Annotated in this window: 24 protein-coding genes and 1 pseudogene; 10 read left to right on the top strand and 15 right to left on the bottom strand. The window is 65.0% G+C overall.

All coding sequences use genetic code 11. From position 1 onward, the window contains the following. Positions 1-30 precede the first annotated feature (30 nt). Both ACLQ3I_RS18580 and ACLQ3I_RS18575 read left to right on the top strand, forming a co-directional pair. Entirely contained in the window at positions 31-675 is a 645-nt protein-coding gene (locus ACLQ3I_RS18580; protein WP_425794324.1) for a hypothetical protein, read from the top strand. A gap of 18 nt (positions 676-693) precedes the next feature. Beyond that, positions 694-1,788 (top strand): hypothetical protein, encoded by a 1,095-nt coding sequence (locus ACLQ3I_RS18575; protein WP_425794323.1) that lies wholly within the window; start codon positions 694-696, stop codon positions 1,786-1,788. A gap of 40 nt (positions 1,789-1,828) precedes the next feature. Here the strand turns inward: ACLQ3I_RS18575 and ACLQ3I_RS18570 are convergent, their stop codons facing one another. Continuing rightward, positions 1,829-2,998 (bottom strand): DUF4185 domain-containing protein, encoded by a 1,170-nt coding sequence (locus ACLQ3I_RS18570; RefSeq protein WP_425803847.1) that lies wholly within the window; start codon positions 2,996-2,998, stop codon positions 1,829-1,831. A gap of 164 nt (positions 2,999-3,162) precedes the next feature. Between ACLQ3I_RS18570 and ACLQ3I_RS18565 the strand changes: the two genes are divergently transcribed. Together ACLQ3I_RS18565 and ACLQ3I_RS18560 are read left to right on the top strand one after the other, a co-directional pair. Further along, positions 3,163-3,504, top strand: coding sequence for an ArsR/SmtB family transcription factor (locus ACLQ3I_RS18565; RefSeq protein ID WP_425803844.1), 342 nt, complete (start codon positions 3,163-3,165; stop codon positions 3,502-3,504). 3 nt (positions 3,505-3,507) lie between these two features. Continuing rightward, positions 3,508-3,993 carry an SRPBCC family protein gene (locus tag ACLQ3I_RS18560; RefSeq protein WP_425794320.1) on the top strand — a complete coding sequence of 162 codons (486 nt, stop codon included), beginning with the start codon at positions 3,508-3,510 and terminating at the stop codon, positions 3,991-3,993. 42 nt (positions 3,994-4,035) lie between these two features. Here the strand turns inward: ACLQ3I_RS18560 and ACLQ3I_RS18555 are convergent, their stop codons facing one another. Beyond that, positions 4,036-4,266 (bottom strand): hypothetical protein, encoded by a 231-nt coding sequence (locus tag ACLQ3I_RS18555; RefSeq protein WP_425803841.1) that lies wholly within the window; start codon positions 4,264-4,266, stop codon positions 4,036-4,038. 171 nt (positions 4,267-4,437) lie between these two features. Here ACLQ3I_RS18555 and ACLQ3I_RS18550 point away from each other — a divergent pair, with 171 nt between their 5' ends. Continuing rightward, complete coding sequence (locus ACLQ3I_RS18550) at positions 4,438-4,818, top strand: VOC family protein (RefSeq protein ID WP_425794318.1); 381 nt, start codon at positions 4,438-4,440, stop codon at positions 4,816-4,818. Positions 4,819-4,888: 70 nt separating this feature from the next. Here the strand turns inward: ACLQ3I_RS18550 and ACLQ3I_RS18545 are convergent, their stop codons facing one another. The 10 genes from ACLQ3I_RS18545 to ACLQ3I_RS18500 form a co-directional block, all read right to left on the bottom strand. Further along, complete coding sequence (locus ACLQ3I_RS18545) at positions 4,889-5,791, bottom strand: NADP-dependent oxidoreductase (protein ID WP_425803839.1); 903 nt, start codon at positions 5,789-5,791, stop codon at positions 4,889-4,891. A gap of 58 nt (positions 5,792-5,849) precedes the next feature. After that, positions 5,850-7,394, bottom strand: a complete 1,545-nt coding sequence (locus ACLQ3I_RS18540; protein ID WP_425803837.1) for an FAD-dependent monooxygenase — start codon at positions 7,392-7,394, stop codon at positions 5,850-5,852. Positions 7,395-7,400: 6 nt separating this feature from the next. Then, complete coding sequence (locus tag ACLQ3I_RS18535) at positions 7,401-7,529, bottom strand: alpha/beta fold hydrolase (RefSeq protein WP_425794313.1); 129 nt, start codon at positions 7,527-7,529, stop codon at positions 7,401-7,403. A gap of 395 nt (positions 7,530-7,924) precedes the next feature. After that, a complete protein-coding gene (locus ACLQ3I_RS18530) occupies positions 7,925-8,734 on the bottom strand; it encodes an alpha/beta hydrolase (protein ID WP_425803835.1) in 810 nt (269 codons plus the stop codon). A gap of 60 nt (positions 8,735-8,794) precedes the next feature. Beyond that, positions 8,795-9,580, bottom strand: a complete 786-nt coding sequence (locus tag ACLQ3I_RS18525) for an SDR family NAD(P)-dependent oxidoreductase (RefSeq protein ID WP_425803833.1) — start codon at positions 9,578-9,580, stop codon at positions 8,795-8,797. A 317-nt stretch (positions 9,581-9,897) separates the two neighbouring features. Further along, entirely contained in the window at positions 9,898-10,539 is a 642-nt protein-coding gene (locus ACLQ3I_RS18520) for an LGFP repeat-containing protein (protein ID WP_425803831.1), read from the bottom strand. 232 nt (positions 10,540-10,771) lie between these two features. After that, positions 10,772-12,073: an ammonium transporter gene (locus ACLQ3I_RS18515; RefSeq protein WP_425803827.1), complete on the bottom strand. Its 1,302-nt coding sequence runs from the start codon at positions 12,071-12,073 to the stop codon at positions 10,772-10,774. Positions 12,074-12,221: 148 nt separating this feature from the next. After that, a complete protein-coding gene (locus tag ACLQ3I_RS18510; protein ID WP_425803824.1) occupies positions 12,222-13,094 on the bottom strand; it encodes a D-hexose-6-phosphate mutarotase in 873 nt (290 codons plus the stop codon). Positions 13,095-13,155: 61 nt separating this feature from the next. Beyond that, a complete protein-coding gene (locus ACLQ3I_RS18505; RefSeq protein ID WP_425794307.1) occupies positions 13,156-14,196 on the bottom strand; it encodes a YihY/virulence factor BrkB family protein in 1,041 nt (346 codons plus the stop codon). Between the two features lie 164 nt (positions 14,197-14,360). Continuing rightward, complete coding sequence (locus tag ACLQ3I_RS18500) at positions 14,361-15,047, bottom strand: TetR/AcrR family transcriptional regulator (protein WP_425803821.1); 687 nt, start codon at positions 15,045-15,047, stop codon at positions 14,361-14,363. Between the two features lie 163 nt (positions 15,048-15,210). Here ACLQ3I_RS18500 and ACLQ3I_RS18495 point away from each other — a divergent pair, with 163 nt between their 5' ends. Together ACLQ3I_RS18495 and ACLQ3I_RS18490 are read left to right on the top strand one after the other, a co-directional pair. Next, positions 15,211-15,957 (top strand): ferritin-like domain-containing protein, encoded by a 747-nt coding sequence (locus ACLQ3I_RS18495; RefSeq protein ID WP_425794305.1) that lies wholly within the window; start codon positions 15,211-15,213, stop codon positions 15,955-15,957. Positions 15,958-16,158: 201 nt separating this feature from the next. Continuing rightward, a complete protein-coding gene (locus ACLQ3I_RS18490; protein ID WP_425794304.1) occupies positions 16,159-17,586 on the top strand; it encodes a carotenoid oxygenase family protein in 1,428 nt (475 codons plus the stop codon). A 26-nt stretch (positions 17,587-17,612) separates the two neighbouring features. On the opposite strand, the gene ACLQ3I_RS18485 is transcribed toward ACLQ3I_RS18490, so the two are convergent. Next, complete coding sequence (locus tag ACLQ3I_RS18485; RefSeq protein WP_425803819.1) at positions 17,613-18,413, bottom strand: crotonase/enoyl-CoA hydratase family protein; 801 nt, start codon at positions 18,411-18,413, stop codon at positions 17,613-17,615. A 325-nt stretch (positions 18,414-18,738) separates the two neighbouring features. Here ACLQ3I_RS18485 and ACLQ3I_RS18480 point away from each other — a divergent pair, with 325 nt between their 5' ends. Further along, positions 18,739-20,199 (top strand): MFS transporter, encoded by a 1,461-nt coding sequence (locus ACLQ3I_RS18480; protein WP_425803816.1) that lies wholly within the window; start codon positions 18,739-18,741, stop codon positions 20,197-20,199. Between the two features lie 43 nt (positions 20,200-20,242). Here ACLQ3I_RS18480 and ACLQ3I_RS18475 read toward each other — a convergent pair. Both ACLQ3I_RS18475 and ACLQ3I_RS18470 read right to left on the bottom strand, forming a co-directional pair. Continuing rightward, a pseudogene (locus tag ACLQ3I_RS18475) lies at positions 20,243-21,105 on the bottom strand (class I SAM-dependent methyltransferase). Positions 21,106-21,196: 91 nt separating this feature from the next. Continuing rightward, positions 21,197-22,063: a hypothetical protein gene (locus ACLQ3I_RS18470; protein WP_425803813.1), complete on the bottom strand. Its 867-nt coding sequence runs from the start codon at positions 22,061-22,063 to the stop codon at positions 21,197-21,199. Between the two features lie 263 nt (positions 22,064-22,326). Here ACLQ3I_RS18470 and ACLQ3I_RS18465 point away from each other — a divergent pair, with 263 nt between their 5' ends. Beyond that, the gene (locus tag ACLQ3I_RS18465) at positions 22,327-23,040 is read left to right on the top strand and encodes a TetR/AcrR family transcriptional regulator (protein WP_425803810.1); all 714 of its coding nucleotides are present in this window, start codon (positions 22,327-22,329) and stop codon (positions 23,038-23,040) included. Beyond that, positions 23,037-24,011 carry an aldo/keto reductase gene (locus ACLQ3I_RS18460; RefSeq protein WP_425803808.1) on the top strand — a complete coding sequence of 325 codons (975 nt, stop codon included), beginning with the start codon at positions 23,037-23,039 and terminating at the stop codon, positions 24,009-24,011. Before ACLQ3I_RS18465 ends, ACLQ3I_RS18460 begins: the two co-directional genes overlap by 4 nt. The last annotated feature ends 10 nt before the right edge of the window (positions 24,012-24,021 follow it).

The following is a 24,021-nucleotide window of genomic DNA, read 5'->3' as shown; positions in this document are numbered from 1 at the left end:
GCGAGGGGCCAGAAAATGACAGTCAGCAGCATGAATGACGAGCCGAGCACCGAGCTCGATCGCACAGACGACCCATGCGTGGTGCGCAGGCACCCGCTGGAACGGTTACGCAAGCTGGTGGTCGCGGCACTGACCATGACCGCGCTGCTGATGGGTCTGGGTCTGTCGACAGCAGCTCCGGCATCGGCGGGCCCGCCGGATTGCTCGTCGTTGCCGGCCCGGATAGCCGCCCACAATCAGGAGGTCGAGCAGCAGACCGCCTATGCGCGATCGGTGAATGCATCGGGCGGGGGCACGCCGGCGCAGGTCGCTCAGTACGAGGCGCAGAAGGCGCGCGACAACGCCGAACAGAGGGCCCTGGCCGAAGAGCAGGCTGGGTGTAGCCGACGGGCCGGTGGCCCGGCGCAGGAGAGGGGCCGTGAAGCGACTGTCCCGCGACCCGAATGGCCCGCGGCCGGTCACGCGAATCAGCTTCCCAAGTCGGGCAGTATGCCCTATGTTCCGCCGAAGAGTGCCCACAGCCGCCCCAAGTCGGTCCGGAACGGCGGATTCGTCGACAACAAGGGCCGCACGTGGACGTGGGACAAGTCTCGTCATGGTGGGGAACACTGGGACGTGGTGGATCGCAGCGGTCACCATGTGAACGTGTATCCCAACGGCCATGTCCGCGGTTAGGAGAGGCAGGAACAAGTGATGGAACTTCTGACAGGCGTGGATCCCGGCCTCCTTCCCGATTGGGCCGATCCGAGGCTGGTCGTACGGATCAGCGGGTACGGCGACGCCCTCTTCGCAATCGTGGGGAACCCCCACACCTTCCGCGGTCTCGTCGCAGTCAACGATCTCGCGGCCGGACAGAACATGTCGGTACGGCCATCACAGATCCTCGATGCCACCGAATATGCGGAAGGCTGGCTTCAGGGATACCTCAGCGGCAACGAACCCTCGCCGCCACCCAACGATGCGCTGGAAGAGTTGCGCTGGGATCGTGAACGGGCATTGTTCCACATGTATGAACGCGAAATGCCGCCATCATCTCAGGGCCGGTACGTCGTGGACGCCATCCGATCCTCCGACGGTATCCCCGAGATCGAGGCTTATCGGGCGGTCGCGACCATCTTCGCCGAACTGTCTGTCTCGCATGGACTATGGCGTCACAACAGTTGGCTCCCGGTGACCGCGGACCGCGCATCGCTACCCGCGGTCGGGATGATCACCGCCGACGAGGTCGCTGCCGCCTTCCGGTGTGTCAATCCCGCTTACGCGACCGACGGCACTATCGACACGTGGCAGAGCACGCTGCGCGTGATCAACGTTCACAGTGGCGCGGTCGCGGCGGGCCTGGTCGAAATCCTTATCGAGCTCGACACCAGCGGGTCGTCGGTCGACCGGCTTCACGTCGTGGTCAATGTGGAACGGCCAGACCGGATCGCGGCCGACGACCACACGACTTCCGAGAATCTGCTCGAAGACGTGTTGAGGGCGGTCATCGTCGGCGTCGACCCCGACGTAGCGTCTGTGGCCCACGGTGCCGCCCTCTACGAGGGGGAGCCGTTCTCGATTGATCCGCCTGACGAATCCGACGACCCCACACCGCCCATACTGCCAGGATTCCTGACCTACGTCGCCACGCGGCTGCAACCCGACCTGGATCCGATCGCCCCGCTGCCGTTCGATCGTCAACCGGTCGGTTCTGGAGTCCTCATCCGGCACCGAGGTGGCCTCACCATGACCGCCGAGACCGCGAACGAGCTTTCTCGGGCACTGAACTCGAGTACATCGGCACGGTGATGACGACACCGGGCGGACACGACTACTCGCAGACGACGACTCACAGACATAGCCTTCGAAGCGCATCGAGAGCACTCTCGGCGTCGGCGATCTCATCGGCCATACCGAATTCCCCGCGCAAATGTTCGAGCGTAGCCATCCACTCCGGGATCCGCTGCGCGACAATGGCACGGTCCGGAGATGCCGTGGAGACCGAACTCAGGGTGGTCGCGAACTGCATGACGTGATACGGCCAATGGGTGCTGGTATTCCATTGCGACACAGCGAGGTCAACCCCTCCAGGAGTGTCGAGGGTGGAGCCGGGGATGACATACCCCCCGTATGCCTGCGCGACCCGGCCGGACGGATGATCCTCGGCCGACCAGTCGGCGATCTCGGCGATCGGCATGGTCTTCACGCGCTGGCCGACGTTGTCGATCGGACGGTCGAGTACGCGGTAGGACAACCCCCGATCGGAGATGCAGAATCCACCGAGGACCCAGCCGACGTCGCGGCCGCTCCCCAAACGGCGGAAGGTCGTCTCGCGCCAGACCTCACCCTCCGGGGTGATCACCGTCGGAGGGTTTCCCCACGCCCACGCACCGTCGCGGTAACCCCATCCGATGTACGCGTTGCCGTTGCCGATGTCGGCGGGCCGAACGGCACGCAGGATCATTCCTGAGCCTGATTGGAACGCGGTGGAGATGACGTAGACCCATCCGTCGTCCGGATCGAAATCCCACGTCCACGACTGCGCCAGGCCGTCGTGCAGGTCTGCCGCGAAGGTGGCCTCGGGTCCCATGTGGCCCCACGTGACGCCGTTGTCCGACGATCGCCATATCTCGGTCCAGTGCACGGTGGGGAAACCTCGTACGACGATGGCGTGCAGGTAAAGGTCGTCTCCCACGCGAAGCAGATCGCTCGGGATCACCGTGGAGAAACCACCGCGATGCCACGGGGGAGAGTCGTGGATATAGGGCCAGAGCTGGCGTGCATAGGTCGGATCCGGTCCGCCGGCGCGCTCCCAGACCACCTGCCCCTCGGTGCTCCGGTTCCCGATCAACACCACCGGCGAACGCCAGTCCGCCGACCCCGCCCGCGCCTTGCGGTAGGTGTCGCCGAACACGGCGACGATGTCGCCGTTGGGAGCCTGCACCATCGCACCGAGATCGGCAGCGCCCACACCGAACTGGGTGGACAGGCCCGGACCGGTGAGGTCTCCGACCTTCATACTCCCAGCTGTTCGACGACCTCGTTTCCATCTCATCAGCGCTGCCTCGGTGTCTCCATACGGGTTCGGCTGCCATCTGGCCGCGAGCCTACGCCGCTCGCGGTATGTCGTTCCATGAATCGCACGAGGGTTGACATACAACCATATGGTTGTATGTTTGAAGGGTGACCGATGCGGACGAGGACAGGGCAGACGCCCTGTTCCACGCGCTCTCCGATCGCACACGACGGGACATCATGCGTCGTGTACTGACCGGCGAGCATTCGGTCTCGGTATTGGCGGCCGAGTACGACATGAGCTTTGCCGCCGTACAGAAGCATGTCGCCGTGCTCGAACGCGCCGGCCTGCTCACCAAACGTCGCCACGGCCGCGAGCAACTCGCGACCGGCGACGTCACCGCGGTGCGCGCGGTGGCGACCCTGCTCACCGAGCTCGAGGCGGTCTGGCGGGGCCGGATCGCGCGCATCGACGAACTCATCGCAACGGAATCATCACAGGAGGACTGATCAATGCCTGTCACCAATGTCACCCATGACATCGACTCCCGCACCCTCACCATCACCGCCGAGTTCGCCGCACCGGCGGCACGTATCTGGCAGTTGTACGCCGATCCGCGCCAGCTCGAAAAGATCTGGGGCCCACCGACGTATCCCGCGACGGTCGTCGAACACGACTTCACTCCCGGTGGTCGCGTCACGTACTACATGACGAGTCCCGAAGGGGAGAAGTTCGGCGGCTACTGGGTGCTCAAGACGATCGACGAACCGAACGGGTTCACCTTCGAGGACGGCTTCGCCGACGACGACTTCAGACCGATCGAGTCCATGCCGGTGTCGACGAACACCTATGCATTCGAAGAACGAGACGGTCAGACGGTCGCGACCTACGTCAGCGCTTACGAAACCGCCGAAGCGTTGGAGAAGGTGCTCGAGATGGGCATCGTCGAAGGGGCGTCCGGAGCCATCAATCAGATCGATACGTTGGTCGCCGGATAGAGACCCATGTGGTCGAGCACATCCGGCCGTCGGCCAACCACTTCAGAACGCCCCGATCGCGTGCCGATATCGGTCGGCGACCTCCGAAAGGCATTGCGCCAGTTCGTCAGATCGTTCGATGGTGAAGTCGCCGTCCAGCCGTGTGAGAGTGGCCGCGACGCCGACGACGGTCTGGCCACCCAGCACGGCACGGGACGTGTGGTCGTCGATCGGGGTCACCGTGCCCTCGGCAGAGGCGATTTTGTCCGTCAACTCGTCGGCGGGCGCATGCAAGGTCACTCATTTCGGCCCCATGGGCGGCCAACGCGATCGGAGCCGGCGCTCAGGTCGTGTAGTGGAGGCGACCGGCCAATCCGGCAACGCAACCCTCGACCCACAGATCCGATGACTTCGGCCCCCGCGATCAGTCTGTCCTGTACGGGCAACAACGATCAGGAGCACACAATGGCTGCAACCACGCGAATCATCAGCGTTTCCATCCCGGTCGGGGATCAGGACAAGGCGATCGACTTCTACACCCAGACACTGGGGTGCGAGTTGGTCAACGATATGGAGCTGTGGCCGGGTGCAAGACTTGTGGAGGTCCGTCCACCCGGTTCGACCGTTTCGCTGCTTCTCCTCCCACCGAACAGCGAGATCCCGGTGGCCGTCCGACTCGGTACGACCGATGCGGATGAGGCGCACGCTCGCCTGACGGCAGCGGGCGCCACCGTGCACAACGACGAGCCGCTTCGCTGGGAGGGTGTCCCGCCGATGTTCGCCTTTGCCGACGGTGACGGCAACACGCTCGTCTACCTCGAAGAGGGCGAGCCGACGGGCGCCTGAGATCCGCAATCATCATCGAACTCCGTGGCATGCTCCTCGCCGGACAAGGCGTCGACGGTCCGGAACCGTGTCAGTCGACCAGCAGCACGATCTTGCCTCGGCCGTGCCCTTTCTCGCCGAATCGGTGCGCCTCGGCGACCTCGGTCAACGGGAATGTCTGTACCGGCGGGAGATCGAAGCGCCCGGAGGCGATCAGGTCGGCGATCCCGGCGAGCGCGTGGTGGGCGCGTCCGGAGTCACCGCGGCTGAACCGCACGCCATGTTCCTGGGCTCCGGCGAAATCGGCGATGGTCACGACGTGGTCCGCACCACCGGTGAGCTCGACGAGCTCGGGCAGGACACCGCTCCCGGCCACGTCGAGCGCGAGGTCGACGCCGGTGGGTGAAATCGCACGAACCCGCTCGACGAGTCCGTCGCCGTAGGCGACCGGCTCGGCCCCTATCGACCGGAGGTACTCGTGACTGGCTGGACTCGCGGTGCCGATCACGCACGCGCCGCGGGCCGCGGCGAGTTGGACCGCAGCACTCCCAACGCTGCCGGAGGCCCCGCTGATGAGGACCGTGCTGCCGTCACCAGCGCCGAGTTGGTCGAGCGCGCGCGTGGCTGTCTCGACGGCAGCCGGTAGAGCCGCCGCACCGGCGAAATCCAGCGATGACGGGATGGGTGCATAGTGTGACAGCACAGCAAGTTCCGCTTGGCTCGCACCGTCATCGGAGAATCCATACACGCGATCGCCGTGGTTCGCGTTGTCGACGCCGACGCCGATCTCGTCGACAACGCCCGCCGCCTCGTAACCGATGGTCTGCGGCAGATCCGGATCCATCAGACCGCTGCGCTTCTTCCAATCACTCGCGCTCACACCGGCCGCACGCACCGCAATTCGAATCTGGCCCGGACCCGGATGGGGGTCCGGAAGATCTGCGATCTCCAGGACCTCGGGACCGCCGAACCTGCTGAAACGTGCTGCCTTCATCGCTCGCTCCGATCTGCCCCCGGCCGTCGCACCACCCGAGGCTCAACCGTACCGGCTCTCAAGGGGGTATCAGTCCGGACACAGCGGCGTCGACGGCGCCGAGATCGTCGTGGGCGATCGCACCGATGTAGCCATCCGGTCGGATGAGAAACACCGTGTCCGAGGTGATTCCGTAGGTCGTCGCGAAATCACCGGCGACGTCCGCGAGGACCACAGTCGAGGCGTCGCGTTCGACCTCGGCCGAATTGATCGCCACGGTGCGCAGTTGCGCACCGACACTCGGCCATCCGAGCTGGCCGAGATACTCGGCGGCGGTCGGCCCGTGGCCGACCAAGGTGAAGTGCGGGCCCGCATAGAGATCGAAGAGGCGCACCGGGCCGCCATCGTCGGCTCGCAACAGCCGGGAGTCGGGGGCGCGGTCGCCGACCCGCAGCGTGCGGGTGGACTCTGCGTGCGCCGGGGCCAGTGGCCCGCCCCGATACGTGATGTTCAACTGGCGCTCGTCGTCGCCCCGCTTGAGTGCTGACGGATCGAGCTTGTTGAGCTTTTCATAGTTCTTGGTGGACAGCCCGAGCACACGCGCGGCGATCGGTTGTCGTTCGGCCTCATAGGTATCGAGCAGACTTGCCGGTGCGCCGGCCAGTACCTGAGACAGTTTCCAACCGAGGTTGTAAGCATCTTGGGCGCCGGTGTTGAGGCCTTGGGCCCCGGCCGGGGTGTGGACGTGAGCGGCGTCGCCTGCGAGAAATATGCGCCGGTCACGATAGTGCTGTGCCAGCCGAATATTGGGACGAAACACCGATTTCCATGAGATCTCACCGAGCTGTATCCGTCCATTGCCGGTGCGGGTGCGGACGAGATCGGTGAGTGCGTCGTCGGCGAGATCGGCGGTGTCGTCGTCGCGGATGCGGATCATCCATTGGAATTGCCCGGAATTGGGCAATGGGCATGCGCCGGTGAATTTGCCTCCCAGCGCCGGCCAGATATGCCAGCGATCGCGCCTCAGCCCGTGTGTCACGGCGTCGAGGATGATCATCCGGTCCGCATCATCGGTGGTTCCCTCGAACGGGATCGACTGCGATTTCCGGACACTGCTACCGCCGCCGTCCGCACCCACCGCGAACCGCGCGCAGGTCTCTGTGGTGCCGTCGGCGCCGACGATGGTCGCCGTCACCGATTCATCGTTCTGGTGGATGCCGATGAGTTCGGAGCGATATTCGACGGTGGTACCGAGAGCGTCGAGTCGTGCATGAAGGGCGGCGACAGTGCTGTGCTGGGCAATGAGCCAGGTACTGGGGTAGGGCACGTCGGTGCTCGGGTCCTCGACCGCGACCATTCGCTTCGGAATGGTGAGTGGGCCGAGGTGGATTCCCATCGACGGGTAGGTACTGCCCGCGGCCTCGATCTCGTCGATGACACCGAGGTCGGCGAACACCTCGAGACTGCGCGGCTGAATCCCCTTGGCGCGCGAGCCTTCGAAGCCGGCGGGGGCTCGATCGATGATCCGGACTGTGTGGCCGCGGCGGACGAGATCGATCGCGAGCGTGGTGCCGGTCGGCCCTGCTCCGACGATCAGGACGTCGACGGGTTCGTTGGAGGTCATCAGGATTCAGTGCTCGGAGAGTGAGGTGAGGAATGTGGTGAAGACGTCGGCGACGTCGTCGGGCCGCTCGTAGGAAGCCATGTGTCCACAGTTGGGGATGACGTGGGTGCGCGCAGGTCCGAGTAGCGCCTCCACTTCGGGCAGTCGGCCGACCGGAGTGACAGCATCGTCGGCGCCCCAGACCGGCAGAGTGGGGATACCCGACGACTGCTGGCGACGGTACAGGTCGTGCCGATTGACGAGGGGGTAGTCGGCGACTGTCGAGAGGAGTACAGCGACCCGACCAGTTTGTCCATCAGCACACCGACGCTGGCGTACGGCAGCAGACCGACACCACGAGGCAACCGCTGTTCCATGCCGGCGGGACCGACCAAGCCCACCGAGTGCAGCGTCGGCGAGTGGTGACGGACGTACGACATCGCAATCAGCACCCCAGCGATGATCGATGATCCGACGACATGACGCGGCTGTACATCTTCTACCGATCACCGCGCTCGCGAGCCATCGCCAAGCCACCGTTTCGCCCGGAATCACAACCCCTTGTCGCCGAGCCACGTCAGCGCGGCGCTCGCAACCTCTTCCCATCCGTCGTCGATCGTGAGTGAGTGTCCGCGACCGTCGAACTCCTGATATTCGGTGACCGACGCGCCACCGGAATACATCGCGAACACCTCGCGAGTGACCTTTGCCGGGACAGTATGGTCGTCGGAGCCCGAGGTCAACAGCAGTGGTCCCCGAACGGCATCGTGGGTGTCGACGGCAGCGGGAGATCCACGATGGAAGTTTGCGGTGGCGTCCTCGAACAGCGGACGGCCCGGTCCCGGGATGGTCCATTTCTCGTGCAGCTCGTCCGATGCCTCCTCACTGAGGGTGTTCCCGAAGGCGTAGTGGAATTGCTTGGCCGTCAACGAGACAGCCTTCTTTCGGTTGCCCGGATTGGACAACACCGGGAATGCCGACTTCAACTGAGAGAAGGGGAGTGCCTTGACACCCTTGATGGGCGCCGGGTCGATCGCGACCGCCGCCGCGACCAGGTCGTTGGCGAGCAACTCCTGCGCGATCAGCCCTCCGAACGAGTGCCCGATCGCGATCGGCTTGACGTCGGGTGTGCCGATCAGGTCGGCATAGTGCTCACATATCTGCTGTATCCCAACGTCGTTCATTCCGTCGGGGTTGGCACGGGTCAGCTCAACCGTCTCACTGTCTCCTGGCCATCCGGGTGCCGTCGCGGCGTAGCCATGCTTGCCGAAGTAGTCGATCCAGGGGTTCCAGGCACTCGAGTGGATCCACAGGCCATGGATGAACAGAATCGAGTTGCTCTTGGTGACGCTGGCGCTCATGGGTCGGTCCGATCGTCGATGGGTTGGGCGAAGTGGTGAAGGGTCTTGTGAGCGGCGCGATCACAGCGTGGTGATCAAGCCGCCGTCGATCGTGAAGTCGGCGCCGGTCACGTTCGCCGACCTGTCGCTCGCCAGGTACACGACGAGGTCGGCTACTTCTTGCGGCGTGGTGAAGCGTCCCGTCACGGACTCTGCCGCCGCGTGCTGCGCAACGTCGTCGGCCGATCCGCCTGCGGCGCGTGCAATCGACTCGGCCACCCCGCCTTTCCCGAGCCAGAGCGCGGTCGAGACGGGGCCCGGGCTGATCGTGTTCACCCGAATATTCTGCGCGCCGTACTCTTTCGACAGAGATTTGCAGAGGTTTGTCACCGCAGCCTTGACAGCGCTGTAGTCGACCACGCCGGGATCCGGCAGGAATGCGTTGACCGAACCGATGGTGACCACCGATCCACCACCGCGCCTGATCATCTGGGGTATCGCGGCCCTGGTGGTTCGCACCGTTGCCATCACCCCGAGAGTCCAGGACGCCAGCCATTGTTCGTCTGTGACACTGATGAAACCATCGGGACGTGGTGTCACCGCGCCGGCATTGTTGACGAGGATGTCGACACCACCGACCTCTTCGGCGCGGTTGATCAGCGCGATCGGTCCCTCCGGCGTCGACAGATCCACCGCCACATGAGTGACGAGGCCGGTGTCCTCCAGGGTCGCCAATTCGGGTCCCCGGCTTCGTGAACCGGCGATGACATGAACCCCCTCTTCGGTCAACGCGGTTGTCACCGCCAGTCCGATGCCTTTGCTCGCACCGGTGACAACTGCGAGCCTTCCCGCAAGACCGAGGTCCATCCCATATCCACTCGTCGAAGGTGGTCGTACGGTAAGCCGCCCCGGTGTCGCAGCGACCAGGCATGGAGCGGTCGGCCGGGTGCCTGAACCCGTGATGGCGCGACTACGTACTTGGGGACTTTAGCGCTGTTCGGGCCGCGAGGAGAACCAACGAGAGAGATCACCCCCAACGGGCGGGGGGCAGCGGCATCTCGCACTCTCGCAGACGATTACGCAGCGGTCATCGGCCACATTGTTCATCGGCCACATTGCGAGGGTCGATTGCGCCCCATCCGTGTCGAACGCGGATGGGGCGCAATCTGCGTGAGATCGATCGGCTATTGCGGCGCCACCACGGTGCCGTTCACCGTGACTTCAACCTGATCGGTCGACTCGGTCCAGGTGATCTTGCCGTGTTCGAACGTCGACGTCTTGACGCCATCCGCATCGGTTTCGTCGCTGGTGGCGACGCCGAGCGGTCCTTGCGACCCGCCCTTGCCATCGGGCGCAGGCTTGCCCGTCTCATCGCGGGTAACGTTCCACGCATCACGGATCTTGCCCCACGTTATGTAGGCAGGTGTGCCGGCGTCGGCGTCCTTGGCGGTGATGACCCCGCCGTCGAACTGCTGGAACACCACACCGTTGTCCCCGGTGCCCGAGGCATCCGTACCGGTCTTCGGAGCGCCGAGATCGGCCTTCTGCTTCTCCGTGGCCGTCTGATATTTCGCCGCGATCGGGCCGGACAGCGTCACCTTGGTGCCGTCGGCAGCGGTCAGCTCGACGGATCCGTTCGCGCCGGAAGCCTCGCCGGACGCCTCCGCGGAGCCCGATGCACCTGACTCCGAACCCATCACCGCCGATGATGCCGCTGACGCTGTAGACGAATCACTGCTGCTGTCATCGCTACAACCTGCCACACCGAGCGTGGCGATCGAGGCAGCCGCGGCAATGGCGACGACCCGTCGAGTGGTCTGCTTCATGATGTCCCTTTCGGTTTCTCAGAGCACTTACCTGATGGGTCGACGCACGAAGCGCACCCGGGACGACCGTAACGAGAACAACGTCGGCAAATACAGTGTTTGCCAGAAAGAATTCTGGAGCTCCAGACAGGCGCGTGCCGCGCAGGATTGGTGTCGAGGAACGTCCGACACGCCCTCGTAGGCAGCGATCCGGCGAATGCCTCAGTCGCACAGACAGGTTCGAATGGACGTGCTACCCGCCGCCGGTGGGATGGAAATCGTAGGCGGACTCAGCATGCTGGCCGTCGTCGATTCCGTCGATCTCGTGCTCTCGGTCGGCCCGCAGTCCGATCGTGTACTTCAGGGCGAGCCCGATCACGCAGGTGACCGCGGCGGCGTACCCGAGTACCGCAACCACGGCAACGGCCTGCCGCCAGAGTTGATCGACACCGCCGCCGTAGAAGAGGCCATCGACGCCGGCGGGCGCCGAGTGCGAGGCGACGAGCCCGATCATCAACATGCCGACGACGCCGCTGACGAAATGCACCCCGACGACGTCAAGTGAGTCGTCATACCGCCAGCGGAACTTCAGTTCGATCGCGTACGAACTGATCGCACCAGCGACCACACCGACCGCCAGCGCGCCCAGGGGAGTCACCGCCGAGCACGAAGGTGTGATCGCGACGAGGCCCGCGATCACACCTGATGCCGCGCCGAAGGATGTCGGTCGGCCGTGGCGGACCTGCTCGACGACGAGCCACGCAACCATCGATGCGGCCCCGGCCCCCAGCGTGTTGACCGCGATCATCGCGGCCGAACCGTTGGCTTCCAGCGCCGAACCGGCATTGAAACCGAACCACCCGAACCACAGCAGGCCGGCACCGAGCATGACGAACGGGAGGTTGTGTGGGCGCATCGGGTCCTTGGGCCAGCCCCTTCGGCGGCCCAGCAGGAGTGCCAGGATCAGTGCAGACGCACCCGAGTTGATCTCGACCGCGGTACCCCCGGCGAAGTCGATCGCCTTGAGGTGGGAGACGATCCAGCCGCCGTTCTCCTCGGTCAGGCCGGGTGCACTGAACACCCAGTGGGCGACGGGGACATAGACGACCAATGACCAGACCGTGGTGAAAACCACCCATGAGATGAAACGCATACGGTCTGCGACGGCACCCGCGATCAGCGCGACGGTCACCATCGCGAAGCCGGCCTGGAAGGCGACGAAGAGGATCGCCGGGATCGTCCCGACAAGGGGGATACCGGCCTGGTGTGCGGGGTCGTGGCCGTAGGTGTGATGCAGGCCCGGGAACGAACCGAAGCTGCCGATCAGCCCGGCGTGATCGTCGCCGAACGCCAGTGAGTAACCCACCACGACCCAGATGATCCACACGATCGGGATCGCCGACAGACACATCATCATCATGTTCAGAACACTCTTGGACCTGACCATGCCGCCGTAGAACAAGGCGAGGGCAGGAGTCATGAGCAGCACGAGCGCGAACGCCGTGAGCATCCATGCCGTGTCGGCGCTGTCGGGGACACCGTACTTCGGGAACATGGCCGCCTTCCGTCGCGTGCGAGCGTCGAGAGTCTATCGGCTCGATGACGTTGCGCAGCAGAGGGTTAGATGATCGCGAACAGGACAATCAGGACATACCGGATGCGTGCGTGTCCTCGAGTCGGCCGGTCATACGCACGATCCGCAGTCACTCGAATGCCGTCACCGACACCGTCTGCCACAGTGAGTGGTCGCAGCCGGCCGGCACCTCGACCACATCTGGCCCCGCGTTGGCGGCCTCCACACAGAGGAACCCCCGCCAGTGCGATCCGACGTCGGCCATTCCCGACGCCACTTCCTCACCCGGATTCCACACCACGGCGGTTTGCCCGCCGCGGACCGACACCTCGATGGTCCGTTGCAGTCCCGGATCGACCAGACGGTAGTGGCCGCCGGCCCGCGGGTAGACCCGATCACTGCGTGGGTCATCGTTCTGTAGAACCCAATCGCCGTGCTGGATCTGGGATCGCAGGCCGTCGAACTTGTCCAGGTAGGTCGAGCCGTCGAGACCTTCGACGCGAACACGAGCCACATCGGAGACCTGGAAGTAGTTGTGGAACGCCTCGGTCATCGTGACGGTCTCGGCACCCGGGTTGTGGGTGTGCAGTCCCTGCTCCAGTGTGGTGCCGACACGAACCGTCATCCGCAGATTCAGATGTAGGTGATTCAGACCTTCGGGTGTCAGTTCCAGTTCGGTATCGCCGGATTCGGTCGTGCGTCCCGCGACCACCGACCAGCGCGCGGTGCGTGCGTAGCCGTGCGAGGGCACCTCATCGGTCTGTCCCTCGCGCGCGAAGTACGGCCAGCACACGGGTGTTCCACCGCGAATGGGGGTCGGCGGGGGAGCGACGAGTGGAGACACCCAGAGCACGTCGTCGACCATGCCTGCCGGCATGAATGACAGCACCTGACCGCCGAACACCGAGATGGCAGCCGTGGCACGCGGGGTCGACACGAGGATTGCATCGAATCCGTGGACCGAGCCGAACCGCACGCCGTCGAGACCATCTGGTGCCGTCACGAATCCCAGCATGGCACAGCATCGTCTGCCCGGCGCCCGTGTTCGCGCGGTATCGGCACGACTATTGCTCGTCGTCACCCTCATCGGCGTCGGATCGGTCGGCGTTGCCTTCGCCGTCGCGCCGATGTTCGGGCGAGCTACCGGAGGGAGGATTGTCGAAGGTCACGTCGATCTCCTGGAATCCCTTGCTGCGCTGGGCCTGCGCTTGCGCCGAGTAAGCTGCTTCGTCTCCGGGCATGAGGACGACGTTGTCGGTGAACGGGGTCAGGAGCGACCTCGGATAGAGGCCGTCGACCCGCACCGCGTTGAACTCGAGGCAGATGACCACCATCACCGCGGCGAGATAGAGGAATGCCAGGAGGCCGAGCACGACTGCGAAAACGCCATTGGTGGCGCTCGCATTGGCGATGACGCGCTGGACAAAGACACTCCCGAATGTCTGTAACACCTGCCACCCGACAGCTGCGGCCAACGCACCCGGGAGCACGTCCCGGATGCTCACCGGACGGGCTGTGCCGAACCGGAACCCGACGACGAACACAGCGGTGTAGAGGATCAGCGACCCGAGCATCGCGAGCACTCGACCGTCGCCCCCGAGGTCGATGGCGGCGGTCACGCCGTTGAGCACCGTCAAACCGATGACCGCCAGGCCCACCGTCGACAGCAGCAACGAGCCCTTGATCCGCACCCGGATCGGATTCGGTCGCTCGTTGCGGGGAACCGCCCATACGATGTTCATCGCGTTCTGAATCGCCACGGAGACGCCGAGGGCACCGTATATCGCGCTCACCACGCCGATGGTCACCGCGGTCGTACTGCCGCTCAGCTGACCCGATTCGCCCAACTGATCGCCCACGACCGGGATCTGAGAGAGTGCCGAGTCGACGATGCGCTCCTGGAGGTCCGGGTTGTCCTCGAGCAGGAAACCGAGCACCGACGTGAGTACCAGCAGCAGCGGAAACAGCGAGATGAATCCGTAGTAGGTGATGAGTGCGGCGAGATAGCCGCCCTGATCGTCGAAGAATTTGTAGGCGACGGCCAGCGGAAAACCGGACTTCGGGTACTTGCGCTGGAAATTGTCGATGCGGTCTGACAGCGACACCCGCGCCACCTTTCCGTCGAAACCAACGCGTTCACCGCCGCAGGCGCCGGCAATCGGGGGCCGTGGCGGCGCCGAGTCTACGGGGTTTGCGTCGCTGAACGCGCAGTACACGCCGGTGGTAGCGAGCCGACAACTCAACGGGGCAATGACGCCCAGCGATCACGTCACCCCGGTGACACGGGCGCGGTCCAGACGCCCACCAGCAAGTCGACGAGGCCGAGGGCGAGCTCGTCCCAGGTGGTTCGCGCTGTGGGGATTCCGGCGGCGCGTGCACGTTCGAAGTCCGCGCACATCCCGACGGTGAGGAAGAAAGCACACTCCGCGCGCTCGGCACGCAGCTGTGGCGGCAGAAACGGCAACGTCTCCACCAGTCCCTGATAAGTGAGTAGGTTGGTCGGAGACGACACCAGCGATTCGTCGAGCAGGATGCTGCGCAGCTCGGGGTCAGCAATGAGTTGGGCACAGAATCTGGCGAAATAGGACGTCGCCCCGAGCTCGTCGAACCCGCCGGTGAAGGGGAGCACCTGACATTCGATCCACTGGCGGATACCGGCGTGGCGATCCATTCGATCGACCATTGCCTCGCGCTCGACCTCGATGCGCAGGTTGAACCTCTCGACCAAGGCCCGAACCAGATCGAGTCGGCTGTCGAAGTAGTAGCCGACCACCGCCGGATTGCCCTGGCCGGCCGCGTCGGCTATCTGCCGGTTCGACACTGCGTATATTCCACGCTCGGCAAACAGCCGTTCTGCTGTGGCCAGGAGCAGTTCCGTCGTTGCCCGGGCCTTGCGACCGCGCGTCGTGGTTTGCCCCTCGGCGTCATTACCGCCGACCTCGACCGTGTCTGTCATCCATCTACGTTCCCATGCGAATCGTTCGGCGAGCCCCCAGAACCCCCAGAACCCCCAGAACACACCGTAGGCAGGCGCCGCCCGGGCCCCGACAGGTGGCACGGGCCGGATTCGGTGGGTGCGCCTGAGCCACGCGCGGACAGGCGCTGTCTACCGTTGTCACATGACCGAACCGCATGAGTGGTCCGCGGAGTTCACGGCCAGAGCCGCGCGCCGGACGGCAGAGCCCGAGCCCGACTGGACGCATGCATCCCGATTACACCCCGCGGTGGTGCGGAGCGTGCAGAAGTTTCAGGTCGGAGAAAGCGGCGACGGCGCCCACCTGATCGCCAACGCGGCGACCGTGAGCGATCGAGATTACGAAACCGCCATCCGACTGTTTGTCGCCGAGGAACAGAACCACGCACGAATGCTTGCCGGGATACTCGGGTCTGCCGGAGCTCCGACGAAACGGGCGCACTGGTCCGATACCGTGTTCGTCCACCTTCGCCGACTCCTGGGCTTGAGACTCGAACTGATGGTCCTGGCAATCGCGGAGATCGTCGCGCTGCGTTACTACCGTGCGCTTGCCGATGGTGGAGACGATGAGCTGCTGACAGACGTTTCCGAGCGGATCCTCGACGACGAGCGGCACCACGTCCCGTTCCAGTGCCGTCGGCTCAACGTGGCCTTCGACGGAATGCGGGCGCCGGCCAGGATTCTTGTCAAAAACGCATGGCGCACACTCGCACTGGGCGTCGTGGTGGTGGTGGCAGTCGACCACGGTTCCGCACTCCGCGCGTGCGGGGTCACCCGGCGAACCTTTGTTGTCGACACGATGCAGCTGTTCGACGCCGCCGCCGCGATGGTCTTCGACGGCGTCCCGATGAGGGCCTGGAGCTACGACGAGGGATCAGGTCGTCGTAGGTGACACGTCGGCGGCATGCGCCCTCGACAACACGGACCTCATGAATGTTGTTCAGCACCTGAGGCTTCCGTCCTTCGACTGGTCGCGCGGGTTGTGTGCGCGCTCGGTCGTCGGTTCCTCTGAGTAGCTGGGCGGAGTAAGGTCCGTAAGGAAGGCCGTCCTCGTCCGTCACCAGAATGGGACGGTTCCGTCGAGGAGGCAGCCATGTCCACCACCGATCCCGGGACAGCGACCTCGTTCGTCGACGTGACCGACTATGTGTCCGGCCCATACGCACCGGTCGCCGATGAGATCACTGCATTCGATCTTCCCGTCGACGGAGAGTTGCCTGCCGAGTTGAACGGACGGTACGTCCGCAACGGGCCGAACCCTACCGACATCAGATCCCTCGATCTTCGCGCGCATCATTGGTTTACCGGGGACGGCATGGTGCACGGAATCCGGCTACGCGACGGCAAGGCAGACTGGTATCGCAATCGTCTCGTCGGGTCGGCGAAGATCTCCGCTGCTCGCGGCCTTCCGGATATCTCTGGCCCCAATTGGAGCGGGAACCAGGTCGGGCCGAACACAAATGTTGCCGGGTTCGCCGGTACCACCTGGGCCGTGATGGAGGCCGGTAGCTGCCCGGTCGAGCTTGACTACGAGTTGCAGACCGTGGGCCGCAACGACTTCTACGGAACTCTTCCCGGCGCCTTCACCGCCCACCCGAAGCGGGATCCGAGCACCGGCGAGCTGCATGCGATGGTCTACGCGTGGGCGCAATGGATGGATCATGTCCAGTACGTCGTCGTGGGTGCCGATGGCAGAGTGCGTCATACGCTCGACATCCCGCTGCCGGGCATGACGATGCTCCACGACATGTCCCTGACCCCCAACTGGGCGATCGTCTACGACCAGCCCTGCACCGTTGACATCGATGTCGCCATGACCGGCCGGTTCCCCTTCCGGTGGAATCCCGACTACGGCAACCGGATCGGTTTGCTGCCGCGCATCGGTGATGGCGGTACGGGTGCCACCGCAGCAGACATCGTCTGGATCGACGTCCCGCTCGGCTATGTCTTCCACCCCATGAACGCGTTCGAACGCGTCGACGGCACCGTGGTGATCGACGTCTGCAACTACCAGAAGATGTTCGCAGCAGATGTTTTCGGCCCGTTCGGGGATGGACTCAGTCGGCTGGAGCGGTGGGAGATCAATCCACGGCAACGCTCCTGTTCGGTCACCGTGATCGATGAGACCCCCAACGAGTTCCCGGTGCACCGGGGATCTGTGGGGCTCCAGGAGAACCGGTACGGCTACTGCTCAGCGCCTTCACTCGATCGTTCGCAGGGCTGGCCCACCCTCAAGCATGACCTCCTGACCGGCGAACGGCGCGTATTCGACCACGGGCCGGGCAGAGCGGCAGGGGAGCCCGTCTTCGTGGGGCGGCCCGGCGGCGACGATTCCGAGGACGACGGCTGGCTCATCACGTTCGTCCACGACATCGAGGCGGCGACGGCGGAGTTCGTCGTCATGGATGCACAGGAGTTCGACCGCCGCGGGTATGTCGCACGAGTGGCGCTGCCACAACGCATTCCGTTCGGATTCCACGGCAATTGGATCAGCGACGAATCGGTTCCGCCGCCTGGGTGATACACCCGCGTTCGCCGTCCGTTGTCTCAGTCCGGGTCAGCGAAGTGGGCGCCTCGACGTTCCATACCGGCAGCGACCGCTTCGAGTTGGTTGACCGAACCCATCAGTCCGACCTGCAGCTCACTCTCCAGCATCAGTGCCGTTGCCCTGTCCGCCCCGTTCCATGTCTCGTCGTAGAGTCGTTTGGCCGAGCGGACGGCATGGGGCGACTTGCCGGCGATCTCGTGAGCCAGTTCGAGTGCCGCAGCCAGCGGGTCGCCGACGACGCGGGTGGCGAGCCCCAAGCCGTGGGCTTCGGTACCCGAGATGATGCGGCCGGTGAAGGTGAGCTCCTTGGCGACGTCGGCAGCTACCAGGCGGGGGAGTGTCTGCGTGATGCCCATGTCCGGCACCAGGCCCCATTTGACCTCCATGATCGACAGCCGCGCATCCGGCGTCACGTAACGGATGTCGGCACCCAGGGCGATCTGGAGGCCGCCACCGAAACAATTGCCGGTGATCGCGGCGATGACCGGCACCGGGATCCGTGCCCAATCAGTCGAGACTCGCTGCGCATGGTTGGCCAGATGACCGGGCTCGCGTGTCAGCAGCGATGCTGCTCCGCCGCCCTGGCCCAGCGCCGAGATATCCAATCCGGAGCAGAAGCTCTTGCCCGCACCGTGGAGGACCACTGCACGGACCCGACGATCAGTGGCCAGGGCCCCGGTCGTGTCCAAGATCGCATCGAACATCGCGGGATCCAGCGCGTTGTGCTTCTCGCCGCGATCCAAGGTCACCGTGGCGACGCCGTCATCGCCGACGTCGACGCGTACCCGGTGTTCGCCCATCGACAATTCTCCTCGTTGGTTCCGTCAAGCCGTGTGCAAATGTTGCGAAGCGTGCTCGGCCATTCTAAGGATCGCGGCTGCCGAACCGTCTGCAAATGCGCCGGCAGACCTGACAGGACCGGCCCACCCACTCGCCGTTCCGTCGGTCGGGCGTGGGTTCTGCCTGGTCATCACCCCCTTCCGTGACGACGTTCACGGTCTTACACGTGCCGCCGGACGGCACGACAGCGCGCGACAGCCTGGCGACAGCGTGCGGCAGGACCACGACAGAGCCGGTCCCTAGCGTTGGCCGCAATTCCGCTACCCCTCCGGGAAGGAGATCCCGATGACCACCACCACCACACGAACCGCGACGTCGACAACGTCGCGCACCTACACCTCGCTCGCTGCGGCGTGGATTCCGCTCGCCGCCCTGTGCCTGGCCTTCTTCGTCGAGATGGTCGACAACACATTGTTGTCGATTGCTTTGCCGACGATCGGGCGCGACCTGGGCGGTAGCACCACGGCGTTGCAGTGGGTGACCGGCGCATACTCATTGACCTTCGGCGGACTTCTACTGACCGCAGGGTCGATCGCCGACCGATTCGGACGTCGGCGGGTGCTATTGGCCGGGCTCGCCGCATTCGGAATTCTGAGCCTGCTCGTCGTGGCCGTGTCCACGACCGGCGAACTCATTGCGCTGCGCGCCGCGCTCGGTATCGCCGCCGCGGCGATGGCCCCGATCACGAACTCACTCGTGTTCCGTCTCTTCGACGACGAGAAGCTACGGATGCGTGCGATGACGGTGATGATCGTCGTGGGTATGGCCGGCTTCGTCCTCGGTCCGCTACTCGGTGGCACCGCGCTGGCACACGTGCGGTGGGAGTGGCTTCTGGTCGTGAATGCCCCGATCGCATTGATTGCCGCGATCGGCGTCCGATTGGGCGTGGCCGCCGACCGACCCGACGGCCTCACCAAGGATGCGCTCGACCTTCCCGGCGCACTCCTCAGCATCACCACGATCGGGCTCGCGTGCTGGTCGATGACCAGCGGTGTCGAGCACGGCTGGCTGTCCACGCTCACCATCGGCTCCATCGTCGGTGCCGTCATCGCCGGCGCGGCATTCGTCCGGCACGAGTTGCGGACCGCATCGCCGATGCTGGACGTGCGACTGTTCGCCAACGGCACGGTCCGCGGTGCCACCATCGCCCAGGCCGGGACCGCGATCGCGATGGCCGCCACCATGTTCGGACTCATCTTGCACTTCCAGTACGCCTACGGCTGGAGCCCCGTCAAAGCCGGCCTGGCAAACCTGCCGATCATCATCACGATGCTTCTCGCGTCACCGCTCTCGGAGTGGCTCGCCGCACGTTTCGGTCATCGCATCGCCTGCCTGATCGGTGCGCTCTGCCTGGCCGGCTCGATGGGCGGCCTCGCTTGGGGCGTCGAACACGGCTACGCCGCCATCGCCGTCTCGATGGTCGTGATGACCATCGGCCTGCGCACCGTGATGACCATCTGCGCCGTTGCGCTGGTCAACGCGATGCCGGCCAACCGCACGTCGATCGGCACCGCTCTCAACGACACCGCGCAGGAAGTCGGTACCAGCCTGGGCACCGCCATCGTCGGTACTCTCATCGCCGCACTGGTCACCACCCAGCTGCCCGCCGGCATCTGGAGCGGCGATCTCATCGAGTCCTTCTTCCACGGCGAACGGATCACCTACGCCGTATTGGCGATCGTCGTCGGGGTGATCACCGCGATTGGCGCTCTCACGCTGACCAATTCGCGTGCCACCGAAGAATGACGCTGTGACGAGAACGCGACATCGAGAGCCTCAGGACACGAGTTCAGCGCCTCGCCCGCAGGATTCGGCTCGCGCGCAATGCATGCGGCGGGTCGCTCTCGAACTCCGCTGACCCGTCGAGATAGCTGTCGATGAGCTCGGCCGCGGAATGGTCTTCGATGTCGGTGAAGCCACGAGCACGCAGGTGGCCCGCGATGTCTGCGGGAGTGAAGTAGCTGAACCACGGCTCGGCGGCCGCAGCCACGCGATTCGCACGGTCCTGTAACTGCGCTCGATCTCGTCGGTGTCGGCCGGCTGCAGGTAGTCGAAGATGACTTCGGTCGGCGGGGTCTGACCGGCGATGTAGTCGAGGGTGGCGTGCACGGTATCCGAGGTCAGATAGAACACGACGCCCAGCCACACGAACACGGCTGGGTCAGACCTGCTGAATCCGCCGGACTCCAATTCTGTTGACAACAGATCGGTTTCGAAGTCGACCGGAACGAAGGTCAGGGCCTGGGGAACATCGACTCGCGCCTCGACGAGGCGATCACGCTTCCATTTTTGCGTGGCGGGATGGTCGACCTCGAACATTCGCAGGCACGGGTAGGGGTTGCGGTACGCGAAGGTGTCCAGGCCTGCGCCCAGGATCACGACCTGCCGCACGCCCGCTGCGGCCGCGGCGCCCACCCGGTCTTCGGCAAATCGAGCACGCGCAGCAAAGAACAGGCGACGCGGTCGAAAGGTGGCGCCGCTCCCGGGACGATCCTCCGTGGGCTCGGCCAGACCGGTCAGCTCGTCGGCGGTCACTCCGACGAGGCGCGCCACGAGTGGATCGGTGAGGATTGTTGGCCGGTCGGCGATTTGGTGGTACGCGCGAGCGTACGCGGTCGCGAGCGCCGTTTGGCTGGGCTGCTCGTCATCCATGGTCACGAACCTACTCACGAACGTCGATTCCAGCGAACCACGGCACGTCGAGATGGACCCGCACGTGCAGCTCCTCGCGCCACTGTCGATCTCAGGTCGGCGTCGAGGAGATCTTCTCCAGGAACTCGACGGCGACCTGGTATTGCGGTTCACCACAATTGGGGCATTCGTTGCCACCACCGGGGATGTTGAGCCAGTATCCGGTGGCACCGGCGGTTTTCGCGGCGTTGTAGACCTCGATCATGTCGTCGGCGGTCACCTGCCGGCCGTTGGGGTTGGTGCTGACTCCTGCCAATACCGGTGCACCACTGGGGTTGGCAGCGTAGGCGGCCTGTACGGCTTCCTTGACGAACGAGGTCGCGTACTGGGTCGCCTCCGTGCGCTGCGCCTGGATCTCGAAGCCGTCGGCGATCGCAGCACCCGGGGTGACCAACCGGTCGATGAACGCCTGGTAGAGCGCATCCCCCGACAACCCGGGTTCGAGCACATTCATCAAGTTGATGGCGGGCGCGAAGATCACGCCCTTGCCGTAGCGATGGGCCACATCCTCGGCACGACGCAGCGCGCCGATCGGATCGCGCTGCTCCGGTTTCGGCGTCAACGACCACGCCTCCAGATCCAATAACAGCCAATGCATGGAATCCGGTACCTGTCCGGTGCTCAGTGCGGTCCCCAGGTCGGCCGCGCTGCGAAAGCTGAAGGTCGGGGTTCCGTTCGGCAGGTGACTGTTGGCGTGGACCTTCTGGACCAGCATCAGCGTCGAATGATTGTTCAGATTGTCGAGCTCCGACCTCGGCAGGCCGGCGTCGGCCAGGCCGGGTACCGACCCGGAGACCACGATCCAACGCGGGGAGGGCACCGACGGCGTCGACGGGGCGGCATCCGCACACGCCCAGACCGCGTTCGCCGCAAGGATCAGCACGAGCGCAGCCACCAGCAGACGCCACTTTCGTCGCACCTCATACTCCCAACGATATCCGGCGAATGTTCTGACCAGACGGTCATGACGCCCACATCGGTAGTGCCAGTGACCTTACCGGGCTCATCCGATCTGAGGTGTAGCGGCGACGGGCTGATCTGGTCGGGTTGTGGGTCGAGGTCCCCTGATGATGTGGGTTCCTACCGCGCCCAGGGCCGCGTACCGATGACCGCGGTGCGTTCCGGAACGGAGCCGATAAATCGTTGGTACAGTCTCTTGGCCCCAGAATGTATCGTTGATATATGGAGTCAGGTAAGGCGCGCCTGGTGGCGGCGGCGCAATCGCTGCTGGCTGAGCATCCGCATCGCGAGCCGAGCACGCGCGAACTGTATGAGGCGGCCGGGGTGGCCGCGCCCACGCTGTACCACCACTTCGGCGACAAAGACGGTCTGCTCCAGGTCGTCACGGAGGACGCCTTCACCGCGTACCTGGAGCGCAAGCGCGCCGTTCCTCGCTCCGGTGACCTGCTGGTCGACTTCGCGGCGGGCTGGGACATGCACATCGGTTTTGGCGTGGAACACCCGGTCTTGTACGCGCTCATGCACGACCGCGAGGAGGAGCGCAGTACACGGGCGGCGCAGATCGCTGAGGAGGAACTGCGCCGCGGGCTGGAGCGCCTCGCCGAAGCGGGACTGCTCCGGATGGACGTGGACGAGGCAACCGCGTTGACGATGGCGATGGCGATCGGGTGCGTCACCCAGCTCAATCACAGCGGCGGGTCGGCTACTGGGCCCCTGGCACGTTCGATGTGCAGGGCGTTGTTGTCCGAGCTCACCGGCCGCTCATCGGAACCCACCGACGCCGAGCAGGCCGCCCGGCTACTGCTCGCCAGACTCGGCTCCGCCGCCGTCCTGTTCACCCAGGCCGAGGAGGCCCTGCTGCGGCAGTGGTTGCGCGTCCTGACCGAAGGCTCGGCACCTGTGCGGAACATACGAGAGGACGGACCAGACGAATGACAGATTCCACCAATGAGGAGTTCACCGGCACCCATCCGCTGGGAGGTAAGGATCGCGTCCCGCGTCTTGGGTACGGTGCCCTGCAGTTGGCCGGGCCCGGAGTGATCGGCCTGCCAGATGACGTCACCGGTGCGATCGAGATTCTGCGCCAGGCCGTGGACAAGGGGGTACGGTTCTTCGACACCGCAAACGCCTACGGTCCTCGTACGGTCAATCAGCTCATCGGACGGGCATTGAGTCCGCTCGCCGACGAGATCGTGATCGGGAACAAGGTCGGAGCATTGCGCGGTCCCGCCGGCGAGTGGCTGACCGACAGCCGACCCGACACGGTGCGAACGCAGGTCGAAGACGCCCTGCTCGACATGCGTACCGAGTCCAGCTCCCTCACCTACCTCCGGCTGTGGGGCGACAGCCAGGCACCAGGAAACACACCGGCCGAGAACGTGCCGCTCGAGGAGTCGCTCGGCGCGCTCATCGAGCTGCGCGAGGAAGGCAGGATCCGCCACATCGGGCTGTCCGGTGCCTCTCCCGAGATGTTGGAGCGTGCCCAACAGATCACACCCATCGCTGCCGTCCAGAATCGCTTCAACCTGATCGACCGCAGCGGCATCGAGGTCCTGGCGGCCTGCGAACGCGACGGCATCGCGTTCGTGCCCTACTTCCCCCTCGCCACCGGCGCCCTCGGCGAGCCCGAGGCGCTCACGCGGCCGGCCCGCCGACTCGGCGTCCCAACGTCCACGGTCGCTCTGGCCTGGTTGCTTCGACGCTCGCCCGTGATCATCCCGATCCCCGGCACCAAGTCCTCCGAACATCTGGCCGACAACATCCACGCGACCGAGATCGCACCGCACCTCACCGATGACGAGATCCGGGTGCTGACCGCGGTCGAGGACGAGGACTCCGCGACACTGAACACGATGTCCACGCAAATGGTCGACGCCCTGACACGGCGCCGGAGCGCGCCGGTTTGAGCTGACAGCG

Source organism: Gordonia sp. DT101 (assembly GCF_049844895.1).
Classification (GTDB): domain Bacteria; phylum Actinomycetota; class Actinomycetes; order Mycobacteriales; family Mycobacteriaceae; genus Gordonia.
This window is presented reverse-complemented; position numbering and strand designations above follow the sequence as displayed.

Excerpts from the sequence above, each read along its gene's own strand:
- ACLQ3I_RS18575 (WP_425794323.1), top strand. The coding sequence starts at position 694 with ATGGAACTTCTGACAGGCGTGGATCCCGGCCTCCTTCCCGATTGGGCC.
- ACLQ3I_RS18465 (WP_425803810.1), top strand. The coding sequence starts at position 22,327 with ATGGAGTCAGGTAAGGCGCGCCTGGTGGCGGCGGCGCAATCGCTGCTG.
- ACLQ3I_RS18490 (WP_425794304.1), top strand. The coding sequence starts at position 16,159 with ATGTCCACCACCGATCCCGGGACAGCGACCTCGTTCGTCGACGTGACC.
- ACLQ3I_RS18540 (WP_425803837.1), bottom strand. The coding sequence starts at position 7,394 with ATGACCTCCAACGAACCCGTCGACGTCCTGATCGTCGGAGCAGGGCCG.
- ACLQ3I_RS18560 (WP_425794320.1), top strand. The coding sequence starts at position 3,508 with ATGCCTGTCACCAATGTCACCCATGACATCGACTCCCGCACCCTCACC.
- ACLQ3I_RS18520 (WP_425803831.1), bottom strand. The coding sequence starts at position 10,539 with ATGAAGCAGACCACTCGACGGGTCGTCGCCATTGCCGCGGCTGCCTCG.
- ACLQ3I_RS18530 (WP_425803835.1), bottom strand. The coding sequence starts at position 8,734 with ATGAGCGCCAGCGTCACCAAGAGCAACTCGATTCTGTTCATCCATGGC.
- ACLQ3I_RS18480 (WP_425803816.1), top strand. The coding sequence starts at position 18,739 with ATGACCACCACCACCACACGAACCGCGACGTCGACAACGTCGCGCACC.
- ACLQ3I_RS18500 (WP_425803821.1), bottom strand. The coding sequence starts at position 15,047 with ATGACAGACACGGTCGAGGTCGGCGGTAATGACGCCGAGGGGCAAACC.
- ACLQ3I_RS18515 (WP_425803827.1), bottom strand. The coding sequence starts at position 12,073 with ATGTTCCCGAAGTACGGTGTCCCCGACAGCGCCGACACGGCATGGATG.
- ACLQ3I_RS18550 (WP_425794318.1), top strand. The coding sequence starts at position 4,438 with ATGGCTGCAACCACGCGAATCATCAGCGTTTCCATCCCGGTCGGGGAT.
- ACLQ3I_RS18545 (WP_425803839.1), bottom strand. The coding sequence starts at position 5,791 with ATGAAGGCAGCACGTTTCAGCAGGTTCGGCGGTCCCGAGGTCCTGGAG.
- ACLQ3I_RS18580 (WP_425794324.1), top strand. The coding sequence starts at position 31 with ATGAATGACGAGCCGAGCACCGAGCTCGATCGCACAGACGACCCATGC.
- ACLQ3I_RS18495 (WP_425794305.1), top strand. The coding sequence starts at position 15,211 with ATGACCGAACCGCATGAGTGGTCCGCGGAGTTCACGGCCAGAGCCGCG.
- ACLQ3I_RS18460 (WP_425803808.1), top strand. The coding sequence starts at position 23,037 with ATGACAGATTCCACCAATGAGGAGTTCACCGGCACCCATCCGCTGGGA.
- ACLQ3I_RS18525 (WP_425803833.1), bottom strand. The coding sequence starts at position 9,580 with ATGGACCTCGGTCTTGCGGGAAGGCTCGCAGTTGTCACCGGTGCGAGC.
- ACLQ3I_RS18485 (WP_425803819.1), bottom strand. The coding sequence starts at position 18,413 with ATGGGCGAACACCGGGTACGCGTCGACGTCGGCGATGACGGCGTCGCC.
- ACLQ3I_RS18570 (WP_425803847.1), bottom strand. The coding sequence starts at position 2,998 with ATGAAGGTCGGAGACCTCACCGGTCCGGGCCTGTCCACCCAGTTCGGT.